Annotated in this window: 12 protein-coding genes and 1 tRNA gene; 7 read left to right on the forward strand and 6 right to left on the reverse strand. The window is 42.6% G+C overall.

All coding sequences use genetic code 11. The features are described from left to right. Nucleotides 1-28: 28 nt before the first annotated feature. Nucleotides 29-2,653, reverse strand: a complete 2,625-nt coding sequence (gene adhE / locus E4T92_RS09310) for a bifunctional acetaldehyde-CoA/alcohol dehydrogenase (RefSeq protein WP_135094396.1) — start codon at nucleotides 2,651-2,653, stop codon at nucleotides 29-31. 212 nt (nucleotides 2,654-2,865) lie between these two features. Between adhE and E4T92_RS09315 the strand changes: the two genes are divergently transcribed. Continuing rightward, the gene (locus tag E4T92_RS09315) at nucleotides 2,866-3,429 is read left to right on the forward strand and encodes an acetate uptake transporter family protein (RefSeq protein WP_135094397.1); all 564 of its coding nucleotides are present in this window, start codon (nucleotides 2,866-2,868) and stop codon (nucleotides 3,427-3,429) included. A 77-nt stretch (nucleotides 3,430-3,506) separates the two neighbouring features. Here the strand turns inward: E4T92_RS09315 and E4T92_RS09320 are convergent, their stop codons facing one another. The 4 genes from E4T92_RS09320 to E4T92_RS09335 all read right to left on the reverse strand — a co-directional run bounded on the left by E4T92_RS09320 (nucleotide 3,507) and on the right by E4T92_RS09335 (nucleotide 7,171). Next, nucleotides 3,507-4,808 (reverse strand): sodium ion-translocating decarboxylase subunit beta, encoded by a 1,302-nt coding sequence (locus E4T92_RS09320; protein ID WP_135094398.1) that lies wholly within the window; start codon nucleotides 4,806-4,808, stop codon nucleotides 3,507-3,509. Nucleotides 4,809-4,824: 16 nt separating this feature from the next. Then, a complete protein-coding gene (oadA, locus tag E4T92_RS09325; protein ID WP_135094399.1) occupies nucleotides 4,825-6,651 on the reverse strand; it encodes a sodium-extruding oxaloacetate decarboxylase subunit alpha in 1,827 nt (608 codons plus the stop codon). A gap of 35 nt (nucleotides 6,652-6,686) precedes the next feature. Beyond that, a complete protein-coding gene (locus E4T92_RS09330) occupies nucleotides 6,687-6,947 on the reverse strand; it encodes an oxaloacetate decarboxylase subunit gamma (protein WP_077542693.1) in 261 nt (86 codons plus the stop codon). A 129-nt stretch (nucleotides 6,948-7,076) separates the two neighbouring features. After that, nucleotides 7,077-7,171, reverse strand: a tRNA-Sec gene (locus tag E4T92_RS09335). Nucleotides 7,172-7,241: 70 nt separating this feature from the next. Between E4T92_RS09335 and selA the strand changes: the two genes are divergently transcribed. The 3 genes from selA to E4T92_RS09350 are packed head-to-tail and all read left to right on the forward strand — an operon-like array spanning nucleotide 7,242 to nucleotide 11,395. Beyond that, nucleotides 7,242-8,627 (forward strand): L-seryl-tRNA(Sec) selenium transferase, encoded by a 1,386-nt coding sequence (selA, locus tag E4T92_RS09340; protein WP_135094400.1) that lies wholly within the window; start codon nucleotides 7,242-7,244, stop codon nucleotides 8,625-8,627. Then, nucleotides 8,624-10,489: a selenocysteine-specific translation elongation factor gene (gene selB / locus E4T92_RS09345; protein WP_135094401.1), complete on the forward strand. Its 1,866-nt coding sequence runs from the start codon at nucleotides 8,624-8,626 to the stop codon at nucleotides 10,487-10,489. The genes selA and selB overlap by 4 nt, the downstream gene beginning before the upstream one ends. 9 nt (nucleotides 10,490-10,498) lie before the next feature. Further along, nucleotides 10,499-11,395 carry an RsiV family protein gene (locus E4T92_RS09350; RefSeq protein ID WP_135094402.1) on the forward strand — a complete coding sequence of 299 codons (897 nt, stop codon included), beginning with the start codon at nucleotides 10,499-10,501 and terminating at the stop codon, nucleotides 11,393-11,395. Between the two features lie 36 nt (nucleotides 11,396-11,431). Here E4T92_RS09350 and tusA read toward each other — a convergent pair whose 3' ends face one another. Continuing rightward, nucleotides 11,432-11,671 (reverse strand): sulfurtransferase TusA, encoded by a 240-nt coding sequence (gene tusA, locus E4T92_RS09355; protein ID WP_077542697.1) that lies wholly within the window; start codon nucleotides 11,669-11,671, stop codon nucleotides 11,432-11,434. 111 nt (nucleotides 11,672-11,782) lie between these two features. Here tusA and E4T92_RS09360 point away from each other — a divergent pair, with 111 nt between their 5' ends. Genes E4T92_RS09360 through hemG form a run of 3 tightly spaced genes read left to right on the forward strand, consistent with a single transcriptional unit; the run spans nucleotide 11,783 to nucleotide 14,399 of the window. Next, on the forward strand, nucleotides 11,783-12,403 hold the full coding sequence (locus E4T92_RS09360; RefSeq protein WP_135094403.1) for a YigZ family protein: 621 nt from the start codon (nucleotides 11,783-11,785) through the stop codon (nucleotides 12,401-12,403). A gap of 2 nt (nucleotides 12,404-12,405) precedes the next feature. Then, the gene (locus tag E4T92_RS09365; protein WP_135094404.1) at nucleotides 12,406-13,869 is read left to right on the forward strand and encodes a TrkH family potassium uptake protein; all 1,464 of its coding nucleotides are present in this window, start codon (nucleotides 12,406-12,408) and stop codon (nucleotides 13,867-13,869) included. Further along, nucleotides 13,869-14,399: a menaquinone-dependent protoporphyrinogen IX dehydrogenase gene (gene hemG, locus E4T92_RS09370; protein WP_135094405.1), complete on the forward strand. Its 531-nt coding sequence runs from the start codon at nucleotides 13,869-13,871 to the stop codon at nucleotides 14,397-14,399. The genes E4T92_RS09365 and hemG overlap by 1 nt, the downstream gene beginning before the upstream one ends. Nucleotides 14,400-14,685: the final 286 nt, after the last annotated feature.

Consider the following 14,685-nt stretch of genomic DNA (forward strand, 5'->3'; position numbering starts at 1 on the left):
CGGTTGATATACCTTATTTTTTTAATGCTTAGTAATCTTCAGCATTATAGCCATGGTAGGTGCGCGTTAAAATGTTTTCCATATCTGCTACTAACGGCAAGCGAGGGTTTGCCGGAGAACATTGGTCTTCAAAGGCGAGCAATGCAATATCACGGCGTGCATCTAACCAATCTTTTTCATCCAAGCCTTGCGCTTTGAAAGACATTTTGATACCACAACGTTCTGCTAAGTTATAGCAGGCTTGGGCAAAGGATTTTACTCCCTCTTCCGGTGTCGCACAAGGTAAGCCGAGCATACGGGCGATTTCTTGGTATTTCACATCCGCTTTGTAGTAGTTGTATTTTGGCCAAGTTGATGTTTTTTCCGGTCTGGTACCGTTATAACGAATGACATGTGGCATTAAAATAGCATTAGTACGTCCGTGTGGTGTGTGAAAACGACCGCCAATTTTATGTGCCAAGGAATGGTTCATGCCTAAGAATGCATTAGCAAATGCCATACCTGCTATGGTGGAGGCATTGTGCATTTTCTCGCGTGCTTCAGGATCTTTTTCTTTCACAGAGCGCTCTAAGTTTTCAAATACCAATTTGATGGCTTGCAATGCTAAACCGTCAGTAAAATCGTTGGCAAGTACAGAGACATAGGCTTCAGTTGCATGAGTTAGCACATCCAGGCCTGTGTCAGCGGCAACGTGAGCCGGTACGGTCATCACCAATGCGGGATCAACTATTGCCACGGTTGGCGTTAAGGAATAGTCGGCAATCGGATATTTTTTGTCGCCTTCGGTAATAACGGCAAATGGTGTCACTTCAGAACCGGTACCGGAAGTGGTTGGAATACCGATAAAGCGAGCTTTACGCCCTAATTGTGGGAATTTAAAGGCACGTTTGCGAATGTCCATAAATTTTTGCACGAGATCACGGAAATCTACTTCAGGTTGCTCGTAGAATAACCACATCACTTTTGCCGCATCCATTGCTGAGCCACCACCAAGGGCAATGATGGTATCAGGTTGATAGCTGCGTAATAATTCTGTACCACGACGCACGGTTTCGATTGATGGATCCGGTTCAACATCAGCAAAAAGTTGGTAGGTGACGTGGTTACCGCGAGCGGTAATTTGTTTCGCAATTTTTTCAACAAAGCCTAAATCTACCATGGTACGGTCGGTTACGATTACCACACGTTCCATACCTTTCATTGATTGTAAATACTGAATTGAATCACGCTCAAAGTAGATTTTTGAAGGCACTTTAAACCATTGCATATTATTTCTCCGTCTTCCCACGCGTTTTATGTTAATTAAATTGACCGCACTTACATTGTTGCCGACCGAGTTTTTCCCGTAAGAGCCACAACCGAGCGTTAACGATGGAAGGAAAGAGTTATACACATCACCAATTCCACCGAAAGTAGAAGGGGAATTCCAAATCACACGTATGGCTTTAACACGTTCGCCAAATTCTTTGGCTAATTCGGCATTATTGGTATGGATTGCCGCAGAATGTCCTAAACCGTGGAATTCTACCATTTGTTCCGCTTTATTTAAGCCGTCCTCTGTTGAGGTCGCTTTCACTAAGGCAAGTACCGGAGATAATTTTTCACGGGTAAGCGGCTCTTTTTCGCCTACTTCTTTACATTCGGCCAATAAAATATTGGTGCGTGGCGGCACTTTAAAGCCCGCTTGTTCCGCAATCCAAGTGGCAGGTTTACCCACAACATTGGCATTAAGTTTTGCGCCGGCGCAATTTTTACTCTCTGCTTTGACGCCAAACATCAATTCTTCCAACATTGCTTTTTCTTTTTTGTTCACCAGATAGACGCCGTAAGATTGCATTTCTTTCACAAAATCAGCGTAAATTTCTTCATCGACAATCGCGGCTTGTTCGGAAGCACAGACCATCCCGTTATCAAAGGATTTTGACATCACAATATCGTGAACGGCTTGTTTTAAGTTTGCGGATTTTTCCACATAAGCAGGGACATTACCTGCTCCAACACCAAGCGCAGGTTTTCCACAAGAATAGGCAGCTTCTACCATGGCATTACCGCCAGTCGCTAAAATCGTGGCAATGCCGGGATGTTTCATTAAAGCAGAAGTCCCTTCCATTGATGGATGTTCGATCCATTGAATACAATTTTTTGGCGCACCGGCTGCTATTGCCGCTTCATAAACAATACGTGCCGCATGGGCGGAAGACTGCTGAGCCGATGGGTGGAAAGCAAACACGATAGGATTACGGGTTTTTAAGGCAATTAATGATTTGAAGATAGCGGTTGAGGTTGGGTTGGTAGTTGGCGTGACACCACAAATTACACCGACAGGATCGGCAATTTCAGTAATACCTGTTACATCGTCTTCACCAATGACGCCAACGGTTTTTAAATTGCGCATATTGTTGACCACATATTCACAGGCAAACAGGTTTTTGGTGGCTTTGTCCTCAAATACGCCACGACCGGTTTCTTCGTAGGCATGCATAGCAAGAATGCCGTGTTGATCCAAGGCCGCAACAGAGGCTTTCGCGACAATATAGTTGATCTGTTCTTGATTGAGTTGACGAAACTCTTCCAGTGCAACCAAGCCTTTTTCTACCAAGGTATTCACTTCCGCTTGAGCCGGACTGATTGCATTTTCAACTGCATTACTCATAATTTTCTCCTAAAAGTTTAAAATCTAACTAAAAAGGATTATACGCCTTCATTTCTGTGATCTCGATCACATAAAAGACCTATTTAATGAAAAGCTGATCTTGATCAAGTTCAATAACGTAGCGTAGATTTTTTTCTGTTTTACTCTTTATTTTCTGACCGGATTTCGCCATAATGCGCAACTTTCATACTCAAAATTATTAAGGAAAATTTATGTCAGCGAAAGATGGTTTGGCCAATCCGGGTCCTCTAGGGTTATGTGGTTTTGCTTTAACAACTTGGTTATTATGTTTAGTCAATGCCGGTATTTTTGATGGTTCAAACCTAGGTTTGGTATTGGGAATGGCATTCGCTTTTGGTGGAACTGCACAAATGGTCGCCGGGATGTTCGAATTTAAAAAAGGGAATACTTTCGGCTTTACTGCATTTATCAGTTATGGTGCATTCTGGTGGTCTTGGGCGCTATTTGTTGCTTTCTTTAAGGGGGAGACTTCCGCACAGTTTGTGGCTTGGTATTTAGCATGCTGGGGAACATTCACCTTAATGATGTTTTTAGCCACTTTCCCAAAAACACGTGCATTACAAGCGATTTTCTTCTTTTTAACCTTAACGTTTTATGCATTAGCCATTGGTGATGCAACAGGCAACCATGCCATTGTGAATATCGGGGGATATTTAGGGTTAGTCACCGCACTTTGTGCATTCTATTTAGCTGCGGCTGAAGTGTTAAATGAATCCTATGGCAGAACAGTATTGCCAATTGGTGAGAAAAAATAATTTTTAACGATTGGTTTGAATAAAAGTGCGGTCATATTTTCGAGAGAATTTATGACCGCATTTTTTATTTTTAACTATCACATTCCGGCAATATATTTCAACATCACACCTGCTGCAATAGCCGAACCAATCACGCCGGCAACGTTTGGCCCCATGGCGTGCATCAGTAAGAAGTTTTGATGATCTGCTTCTAACCCGACTTTATTTGATACTCTTGCTGCCATAGGCACGGCTGAAACCCCGGCGGAGCCAATAAGCGGGTTGATTTTGTTTTTGCTGAATTTATTCATCAATTTTGCCATCAATACGCCACTTGCCGTGCCAATACTAAAGGCGACAACACCGAGTAACAAAATCCCTAGCGTTTGAGGTTGGAGGAATTTATCCGCGACCAATTTCGCCCCGACCGATAATCCCAATACAATCGTGGTAATGTTGATTAAGGCGTTTTGGGTGGTATCGCTTAACCGTTCTACTACACCGCTGACGCGCATTAAGTTACCAAAACAGAACATCCCCAATAATGGCGCCGCATCCGGTAAAATTAAGGCAACCAGTAGTAATAAAATGATAGGAAATAATACCTTCTCACGTTGGCTCACTGGACGAAGTTGTACCATACGGATTTTCCGTTCTTCTTCTGTTGTTAAGGCTTTCATAATCGGTGGTTGAATCAATGGTACAAGCGCCATGTAAGAATAAGCCGCCACCGCAATCGCACCAAGTAACTCAGGGGCGAGTTTACTGGTGAGATAAATTGCTGTTGGGCCGTCTGCCCCACCAATAATCCCAATTGCTGCTGCCTGTGGAAGGCTGAAGGAAATCACTCCCAGCCAGTTTAATGCTAATGCACCTAGCACAGTGGTGAAAATGCCAAATTGAGCCGCTGCACCTAACAACAGGGTTCTTGGGTTGGCAAGAAGCGGGCCGAAGTCCGTCATTGCTCCCACGCCCATAAATATGACAAGCGGTGCAACACCATAGCCAATGGCCACTTTATAGAATAAGGCGAGAATACCCGCGCTATATCCCATATCACCGGCTAAGGTTTCCAACTCTGCAATCTGCGATGGTAATGCGCTATTCAGTGCATTCTTAATTGCAGCCGGATCGGCTACAGTATTAAGTTTTGCCGCAACAATGGCAAGTTGGTGCGCCGCGCCGGAATGGATAAGATTATCCAATGCGGTCATCGCAATTCCGGCTTCGGGAATGTTGGACAGCAGCCCGCCAAACCCTATAGGCAATAATAACAACGGTTCAAATTTTCGGGAGATCGCCAACCAAAGTAGGAGCAAGCTCACACCGATCATTACGGCTTGCCCCCATTCCAGATGCATGATCCCCATGCCTTTAAATAATGCAATAATACTGTCCATATTTCCTACCTACCACTTATGCGATGGTCATTAAGGTATCACCAACGGTGACGCTATCGCCCGCTTTAATGGTGATATTTTGAACGATACCACCTTTGGAGGCTCGGATTTCAGTTTCCATTTTCATGGCTTCCAGTACGAGTAATACATCGCCTTCTGCGACGGTCTGCCCTTCGCTGGCAACCACTTTCCAAATATTACCCGACATCGGTGCGGTAACCGGTTCGGCTGTGGCGGATTGTGCCTGTACAGAAGGTGTTGGAGAAGGGACAGAGGTTGATTGGGCTGAAGGTGCGGTTGGGGTGATATTTGTCACATCTCCACCCTCGCTAACTTTTACCACAAAGGCTTTGCCTTCTAATTCCACAGTATAAACCGCGGCACCACTAGCTTTTTTGTTTGAAAGTGCGGTTGGCTTTTCTGAAGTTTTTTCCGTTGCTTGATCTGCCGTTGGAGCAGGTTCAAAGGCGTCAGGATTGCCACGATTTTCTAAGAATTTTAAGCCGACCTGTGGGAATAACGCGACAATCAGCACATCATCAATTTCATTTGAAGCCAAGCTAATGCCTTTCTCCTTCGCAAGTTGTTTTACTTCTGCAGTGAGTTTATCCATTTCAGGTGCAAGATGATCGGCCGGGCGCTCGGTGATAGGTTGAGCCCCTTCTAAGACACGAGCCTGCAACTCGCTATTTACCTCAGCAGGTGTACGACCATACTCACCTTTTAAAATACCGGCGGTTTCTTTGGCGATCGTTTTGTAACGTTCTCCCATCAACACGTTAATTACCGCCTGTGTGCCGACAATTTGCGAAGTTGGTGTAACAAGCGGGATGAAACCGAGATCTTCACGGACTCGTGGGATTTCTTGTAACACTTGGTCGAGTTTGTCTGAAGCATTTTGTTGTTTGAGCTGGCTTTCAAGGTTGGTGAGCATTCCGCCCGGCACTTGCGCGACTAAAATGCGACTATCAACGCCTTTTAATTGACCTTCAAATTTCGCATACTTTTTACGAACGGTGCGGAAATAATCCGCAATTTTTTCCAGTTTAAGAATATCTAAACCTGTGTCATAGCCTGTACCTTGTAAGGTCGCCACCAATGCTTCAGTGGCTGGGTGTCCGTAAGTACCGCTCATAGAGGAAATTGAAGTATCAATACCGTCAGCTCCCGCTTCCACACCTTTTAGCAGTGCCATTTCAGCCATACCGGTCGTGGAGTGGCAATGTAGATGGAGACGAATATCGTAGCGTTTTTTGATTTCACTGACTAATTCATAGGCGGACATCGGCGTTAAAATGCCTGACATATCTTTAATCACAAGAGAATCAATACCGATTTCTAATAATTGTTCTGTGGTATCCAACCAAGTCTCTAAAGTGTGAACTGGACTGGTGGTATAACTTAGCGTTCCTTGTGCATGACCGCCTTGTTTACGGACGGCTTTCAATGCCTGTTGCATATTGCGTGGGTCATTCATTGCATCAAATACACGGAATACACTCATTCCATTGGTGACTGCACGTTCGACAAAACGGTCAACCACATCATCGGCATAATGACGGTAACCCAACAGATTTTGCCCGCGTAAAAGCATTTGTAATGGGGTTTTTGGCAAGGCTTTTTTCAATTCACGCAAACGAACCCAAGGATCTTCACCTAAAAAACGAATGCAACTATCAAAGGTTGCGCCACCCCATGCCTCTAATGACCAATAGCCAATGTCATCTAGCGCCGATGCAATAGGGAGCATATCCTCAAGGCGCATACGGGTAGCAAAAAGCGATTGATGTGCATCACGTAATACCACATCGGTGATAGCAATTTTTTTATGTTGAGCAGTCATAAAATACCTCTTCCTTAGCCTATTAAATGAAAATATTATTTTAGATCTTGTTGGCGACGGTGGTGTGCAATCGCTGCAACAATAACCGGACGCAGCCGAGCGATATCATCACTACTAGACACGGCTGCCGATTGATTCGATTGTGAGGCGGGAACCTCGTTTTCGGGAAAGAATCGATTAATGATTTTTGATGCAAATTCAATAGCATAGATAAGTAGGAAGAGAAAAAAGATGACGAATCCCATTCCTGCAAACATTAAATTGATCCCTTCAAGCATGAGCTCTGAACTTGTCATAATTACCTCAAAAAATTGAAAACGTAGTGAATATACTAGCTTTTTTCTATAAAGAAAACTTTGACATAGTTCACAAAATCATAAATGGGGGGAAAACATAGGAAAATGGGAGGGATTTTTGAGAGGGGTTGGCGGAAGGTCATGGGAGTCGAACCCACCCGAGAACGCTGGCGTCCTCAACAGGATTTGAAGTCCTGCCACCTCACCGGAGATGACGACCTTCCGTGGTTGAAATTGGCGGTACTTTAGCGTAAATTATTTGCCAATTCAACGTTATTTTAAACGGATTCAAAAATGACCGATCTTTTTCAACAGCTGCCTGCCGTTGATAAACTTCTCAAAATGCCACAAGGTGAACAGCTTACCGCAGAGTTTGGACATTCAGCCGTGGTGGCTATATGTCGGGAATTACTGACGCAGGCACGTCAATATATTCAAAAAAATCATCAACTGCCTGAATATTTCTCTGATTTTGACCGCATTTTTTTCGAACTTCGATCATATTTAAATCAGCAAAATACCGTGCAGATTAAAACCGTGCATAATCTTACCGGCACGATATTACACACTAACTTGGGTCGTGCAATATGGGCGAATGCCGCTCAGCAAGCGGCATTGTCTGCGATGCAAGGCAATGTTGCACTAGAGTATGATTTAGAGGAAGGCAAACGGAGTCATCGTGATAATTATATCAGCGAGCTTTTATGCAGATTAACCGGCGCAGAGGCGGCTTGTGTGGTGAATAACAATGCAGCGGCAGTATTTTTGATGTTAGCAACGGTTGCACCGGGAAAAGAGGTGGTCATTTCTCGTGGTGAACTCATTGAAATCGGTGGGGCGTTCCGTATTCCTGATATTATGACACAGGCTGGTTGTCGCTTGGTTGAGGTGGGCACGACCAACCGCACGCATTTAAAGGATTATCGTGATGTGATTGGTGAAAATACGGCCTTATTAATGAAAGTTCATAGCAGCAATTATCAAATTTGCGGTTTTACCTCATCAGTTTCGGAACAAGAATTGGTTGAATTAGGGCGAGAACTGAATGTCCCCGTAGTAACTGATCTCGGCAGTGGCGCTCTCATTGATTTAACCCAATACGGCTTACCCAAAGAACCAACAGTACAAGAAAAAGTGGCTCAGGGTGTGGATTTAATCACCTTCTCCGGTGACAAATTATTGGGTGGTGTGCAGGCCGGTATTATCGTGGGAAAAAAAGAATGGATTGCCAGACTGCAGGCTCATCCACTAAAACGGGTATTGCGTTGTGATAAAGTGACCCTGGCCGGTTTAGAAGCGACATTACGCTTGTATTTAAATCCTGAAAAATTAACGGAACATTTACCCACATTACATTTGCTTACCCAATCACTCGAAGCATTACAGAATAAAGCAGAACAGCTTAAAGTGCGGTTGGAAAAACGGTTAGATTCACAGTTTGGCATTCAAATTGAAGAAAGCCTTGCACAAATTGGTAGTGGCTCACAACCGATGGCGCGTATCCCTTCCCTTGCAGTTACGATTGCCGAAAAAACAAATGGTAAATTAACCGCACTTTCCGAACGTTTCAAACAACTCTCTCAGCCCATTATCGGACGTATGGAAAACGGCAAATTATGGTTGGATGTTCGCAGTGTTGCGACAATGGAAAGGTTATTACAAGTGGTGGATGAACTATGATTATTGTCACCTCAGGACACGTTGATCACGGCAAAACGGCGTTACTTAAAGCGCTAACCGGCACTAATACCGCTCATTTGCCGGAAGAAAAAAAGCGCGGAATGACGATCGATCTTGGCTATGCCTATTTACCTCTCGGTGAGAGCAAGAAAACCCTCGGTTTTATTGATGTACCGGGACATGAAAAATTCCTTTCAAATATGCTGGCAGGATTAGGCGGTGTTCATTATGCCATGCTGATTGTCGCGGCAGATGAGGGCATTGCGGCACAAACCAAAGAACATTTGGCGATTTTACGTCAGTTACAATTCCGTGAAATTATGGTGGTGCTTACCAAAGCGGATCGTGCAGATTCGGTGCAAATCGACACATTAATCCACAAAATTAAGCAAAATTACCCGTTTTTATGTCAGGCAAAATATTTCATTACTTCTGCAGAAAACGGTCAGGGTATTGAGGAATTGCGTAATTATTTACAGCAACTGCCGGAATTGGCGGAAACACAAAAGCCATTTCGTTATGCCATTGATCGGGTTTTTAGCGTCAAGGGGGCGGGTACGGTCGTGACCGGCACTGCTTTTGCAGGAAGAGTACAAGTGGAAGATGAACTTTATCTCTCCACTGGGCAAAAAGTACGGGTGAAAGCAATTCATGCGCAAAATACGCCGAGTGAACAAGGTTTGGCAGGGCAGCGTTTAGCATTAAATCTCAATGTGGATTTAGATCGTACATTGATAAAACGCGGTGATTGGTTATTGCAGGGCATTCCCCCTTTGCCCACTACACGCATCAGTGTGCAAATTTGGGCGGAAATACCACTAAATGAAAGCCAACCGATACATATTTATCATGCTGCCAGTCGTACGACAGGTAAGCTTGTTTTGTTACAAAGTAAAAATGTCGCCCAAAATGACCGCACTTTGGCAGAGATTATTTTGGATTCCCCCTTGTTTTTAGCCTTTGGCGATAAGCTTATTTTGCGCAGTGGTGATGCGAAAACACTTGTGGCAGGCGCTAGGGTGTTGGAAATTAACTCGCCAAAACGCCATAAGCGGACAGCGGAACGGTTGAGTTTCTTGGCAAATTTAGCTTTAGCGAAAAATGCTCCACAACGTATTGGATTAGCCCTTCAACATAATGCAATTGAAGCTAACCAAGTCATGTGGGGAGAACAGCTCAGTGTTATATCGCTAGACGAGGCTCTGGCACAATGTGGTGCGATGCGCTATCAGGATTGGTGCTTTAATGCGGATTATCAAGCTGAAAAAACACAGCAAATTTTGACCGCACTTGCTACCTATCATGAGCAACATAATGATCAGTTAGGGGTGAGCAAAGCCCGTTTGTATCGTATAGCGCTGCTTAATCAGCCGGAACATTTGATTTATCACTTGATCGATGAGATGTTGGATAACGGTAAACTTCAACAAACCCGAGGTTGGTTGCATTTGCCCGAACATAAAATTCGTTTCGATGAGGAAGAACAGCATCGTTGGCAGTGGGTATTAAAGGAATTTGAAAAGGCTAATGGGCAAGCGATTTGGGTGCGTGATATGGCAAATGCCTTAGTCATGGATGAAAACACAATGCGTAATTTTATGTATAAAGCCGGGAAACTAGGTTATCTTACGCCGATTGTAAAAGATCGTTTCTTTTTAACTGAAACGATTTATGCTTATGCGCGTCTTATTAAGCAAATCGCTGAGGAAAAAGGGAAGGTTTCCGTTAATGAGGTGCGTGACCACTTGAATTTTGGTCGCAAGCTCACCGTGCAACTTATGGAATATTTTGATCGTATCGGTTTTTTACGTCGTAAAGGCAATAATCACATTTTGCGTGATAAGAATATCTTTGATTTATAAGGAGAAAATATGAAAAGAACATTAATTTCAGCCGTAATTTTTACCGCACTTTTAACCACCGGTTGTCAAGATAAAGACGCTCAGACCAAAATTGAGCAGCTTAATCAAACGGTGGCCCAACTCACGGCAGAAAATACGCAATTAAAAGCAGAAAAATCGCTGCTGGAGAACGTGATCCCGGCGATTTTTGCTGAAGAAGATGTTGTGTTTAAAAAGTCGGAAACCATTCAATACCCGAAACCTAAGTCGGAAGAAGATTATTCGCCGGAAGAGGGAAAAATTGAGTATTCCATTTCGATGTTGAAAACTAATATTGATTGGTTGAATGCCCTATTATGGGAAGAATTAACTCGTGATGAAGATAATAAAGGTAAGGTACTCACACGTGAACAGCTTGTGGCGGAGTTACAAGAAAATTTTAATGAAACCTATGAGGGAATGAAAGAAGAAAAAACAATGGGCGTAGAACGCCGTCTTTGGGTAGATTTTATTGGGCAAAAAGAAAAATTAGCGACATTTTCGGTCGGAACTTATGAATATGAGGGCGGGGCACATGGTATGGGAGGTAATCTTTATTTGACCATTGATCTCACCTCTCATAAAATCTTGAAGCTCAATGATTTATTTGATGAGAAAGTGTTGCCGAAGGTGAAGGAATTACTGTGGGCGAATTATACACAAGATGGTGCGGTAAAAGATGACGAAACTTTTACGAAAAAAGACGATTTTAATGTATCAGATAATATTTATTTAGATTCGGAAGGGGTGCATTTTATTTATAGTGCCTATGAAATCGCGCCTTATGCGGCAGGTGAACCGGATCTCACACTGAATTGGTGGCAATTAAAGGATTTGTTAAAACCGGATTTTAAACAACAAAGCTATGTGAAATTTAGGGAAGAATAAATGAGAGAAAGTGCGGTGAGTTTTCACCGCATTTTTTTATTTGCCTTTCTTTACCCAGTATTTAAAGGGGGGAGTGTCCATTTCGCTTTGTATTAGTGTATGTTCCATAAATTGACAAAAACTCGGAATATCGCGTGTAGTGGCGGGATCATCGGCTAGGATCAACAATATATCCCCATCGTTTAAATGACGGATGGTTTTACGCACTAACATCACAGGTTCCGGGCAACGCAAACCCAAGGTATCAAGCGTTTGGGTAATCGTAATTTCAGACATTGCTTTCTCTTTCTACAAAATAATGCGCATCATACCACTTGTTTGGAAATTTCGACAAATCCCTATCATCAGTGATAGACTAGCAAGATTGAAATTACTTAAAGAAATATCATGGCGGAATATCTTATTCCTAAAAGTGCGGTTATTTTTGAAGAAGAAATTAAAAAAAGCCGCTTTATCACCTATTTGCAGCACACAGAAGGTTTAGCTGAAGCGAGGACTTTTTGGGCGAAGATTAAGCAGGCGCACCCCCATGCACGGCATCATTGCTGGGCAACGGTTGCCGGCAATCCGGAGGATTCCCTGCAATTTGGTTTTTCTGATGATGGTGAGCCGGCAGGTACCGCGGGAAAACCGATGTTAAGTGCGTTACAAGGAAGTGGCGTTGGAGAAGTGAGTGTGGTCGTTGTACGCTATTTTGGCGGAATATTGCTAGGAACCGGAGGGCTTGTACGCGCTTATAATAGTGGTGTTCAACAAGCGTTAAAACTTTTAGAGACTGAAATTAAAGTGGAACGTAGCCCTTTTCGTTTGGATTGTGATTATGGACAATGGGGTTGGGTACAACTGCTTTGCGAAAAATATCAGATAGTGATTTTATCACAGGATTTTCAGGCTCAGATTCACTTAATCTTAGGCATTAGTGAAAAAATGGTTGAATCTTTTGTCTCTGAATTAACCGAAAAATCAGCCGGTAAATTGATTATCCAACCTTTAGACACAGGCGAATAATTGTGCATATTTTATCTATCATTCGAATTATTGGCATTTTGGTTATGTGTTTTTCCGGTACGATGTTAATTCCTGCATTCGTCGCCTTGATTTATGGTGATGGTGGCGGAAAAGCATTTATGCAGGCTTTCGTTTTAAGCTTAACTGTTGGCTCGTTACTATGGTGGCCTTGCCATCATCACAAGCAGGAATTGCGTTCACGTGACGGTTTTTTGATCGTCGTCGCTTTTTGGTTTGTATTAGGCGGCTTGGCAACACTGCCACTTTTGTTATTTGATGCGCCTCATTTAACCTTGGCGTCCGCTGTATTTGAAGCGTTTTCTGGGTTAACGACAACGGGTGCAACGGTAATGACGGGATTGGATAATTTACCCAAAGCGATTTTATTTTATCGCCAATTTTTACAATGGCTGGGCGGTATGGGAATTATTGTATTGGCAATCGCGATTATTCCGTTATTAGGGATTGGTGGGATGCAACTTTATCGTGCGGAAATGTCTGGTCCGATGAAAGAGCAAAAAATTCGCCCAAGGATTGCTGAAACGGCCAAAATGTTGTGGATAATTTATCTTTCACTGACAATTTCTTGTATGCTGGCTTATTGGTTGGCGGGAATGGATCCTTTTGATGCGTTGACCCATAGTTTCTCAACCGTCTCCATTGGTGGTTTCTCGACACATGATGCGAGTATCGGCTATTTTAATAGCCCGCTGATTAATGGGATTACCGTCTTGTTTTTATTGATTTCTGCCTGTAATTTTGGCTTGCATTTCCGTGCGTTTTCAACAATTGGGCGTGAAAATTTTGCCAAAATTTATTGGCGGGATCCCGAATTCCGTTTTTTTATTCGCTCTCAGATCATTTTGGTGGCGATATGTACTTTTGTTATGTGGAGCCATAGTTATTTTTCATCCTCCTGGCAAGATTTTGAACAAGTCCTGTTTCAAGCCGTATCAATTTCTACTACGACAGGCTATACGACATCCGATTTTACTGTATGGCCCTCTTTTGTACCGGTATTATTAATTCTCGCCTCTTTCATGGGTGGCTGTGCTGGCTCTGTAGGGGGAGGGCTACGTGTAGCACGAGTGTTGGTACTTTATTTACAAGGAAAACGGGAACTAAAACGTGTTGTTCATCCAAATTTAGTTTATCCCATTAAATGGGGTAAAACGGTACTTGATGAGAGAGTCATTGGGAGTATTTGGGCATTTTTTTCAGCATACCTTTTAGTCTTTTTAGTTTGTTTACTCGGGGTGATTGCCTGTGGTGTTGAACCTTTTGATGCATTTAATGCGGTTTTAGCTTGTTTGAATAATCTAGGGCCTGCACTAGGCTCTGTCAGCGGCAATATGATGGCAATCCCAGACAGTGCAAAATGGATTTTAACCGTAGCCATGGTATGTGGACGCTTGGAAATTTTTACCCTGTTAGCTTTATTTACCCCTGCATTTTGGAAAGCCTAATGAAAACACTAATTCTTTATTCAAGCCATGATGGACAAACAAAAAAAATCGCTGAATTTTTAACCGCACTTTTAGAAGGTGAGGTAATCGTTGATGCGTTACGAGAAGATTATAATATCGAAGCTTTTGATCGTGTGATTATTGGAGCTTCCATACGTTATGGGCATTTTAGTAAAATGCTTGACCGTTTTGTTATGAGTAACCATGAGAATTTATCACAAAAAAGTGCGGTATTTTTTGGTGTTAATTTAACAGCACGGAAAGAGGGAAAAGATAACCCGGAAACTAACGTATATGTACGTAAATTTTTGCAACGTACAAAATGGCAACCCAAATTATCGGCGGTGTTTGCTGGCGCATTATTATATCCACGTTATAAATGGTTTGATCGTGTGATGATCCAATTCATTATGAAGATCACAGGTGGGGAGACAGATACAAGCAAAGAAATTGAATATACGGACTGGGAAAAAGTTAAGGTATTTGCTCAACGAATTAATAAGTTGGATAAATCATCAAAATCCAGCTAAATTTCATTCAAACCGTTGCTGTTTTAATCAAAAGATCATTTTTTTAAATTTTTTTGTAAAAAGTGCTTGCATAGGTCTAATTTTTTCCTATAATACGCCCCACACAACGACGCGCTGTTGTGATAGATGTGAATTTTGCAGTGCGTCGTTATTTTTTGTTCTTTAACAACGAATCAGACAATCTGTGTGGGCACTTGTTGATTGACTTATTAAAATATTTTAATTTTGAAGTCTTAATAGGTGCTGAAACTAGAAATTCATATTACTTTAAGTGATGTATTATTAT

The sequence above is a fragment of the Pasteurella sp. WM03 genome, assembly GCF_004570945.1.
Classification (GTDB): Bacteria; Pseudomonadota; Gammaproteobacteria; order Enterobacterales; family Pasteurellaceae; genus Rodentibacter.

Coding starts and splice junctions, on each gene's coding strand:
- adhE (WP_135094396.1), bottom strand. CDS start 2,653: ATGAGTAATGCAGTTGAAAATGCAATCAGTCCGGCTCAAGCGGAAGTG.
- E4T92_RS09315 (WP_135094397.1), top strand. CDS start 2,866: ATGTCAGCGAAAGATGGTTTGGCCAATCCGGGTCCTCTAGGGTTATGT.
- E4T92_RS09320 (WP_135094398.1), bottom strand. CDS start 4,808: ATGGACAGTATTATTGCATTATTTAAAGGCATGGGGATCATGCATCTG.
- oadA (WP_135094399.1), bottom strand. CDS start 6,651: ATGACTGCTCAACATAAAAAAATTGCTATCACCGATGTGGTATTACGT.
- E4T92_RS09330 (WP_077542693.1), bottom strand. CDS start 6,947: ATGACAAGTTCAGAGCTCATGCTTGAAGGGATCAATTTAATGTTTGCA.
- selA (WP_135094400.1), top strand. CDS start 7,242: ATGACCGATCTTTTTCAACAGCTGCCTGCCGTTGATAAACTTCTCAAA.
- selB (WP_135094401.1), top strand. CDS start 8,624: ATGATTATTGTCACCTCAGGACACGTTGATCACGGCAAAACGGCGTTA.
- E4T92_RS09350 (WP_135094402.1), top strand. CDS start 10,499: ATGAAAAGAACATTAATTTCAGCCGTAATTTTTACCGCACTTTTAACC.
- tusA (WP_077542697.1), bottom strand. CDS start 11,671: ATGTCTGAAATTACGATTACCCAAACGCTTGATACCTTGGGTTTGCGT.
- E4T92_RS09360 (WP_135094403.1), top strand. CDS start 11,783: ATGGCGGAATATCTTATTCCTAAAAGTGCGGTTATTTTTGAAGAAGAA.
- hemG (WP_135094405.1), top strand. CDS start 13,869: ATGAAAACACTAATTCTTTATTCAAGCCATGATGGACAAACAAAAAAA.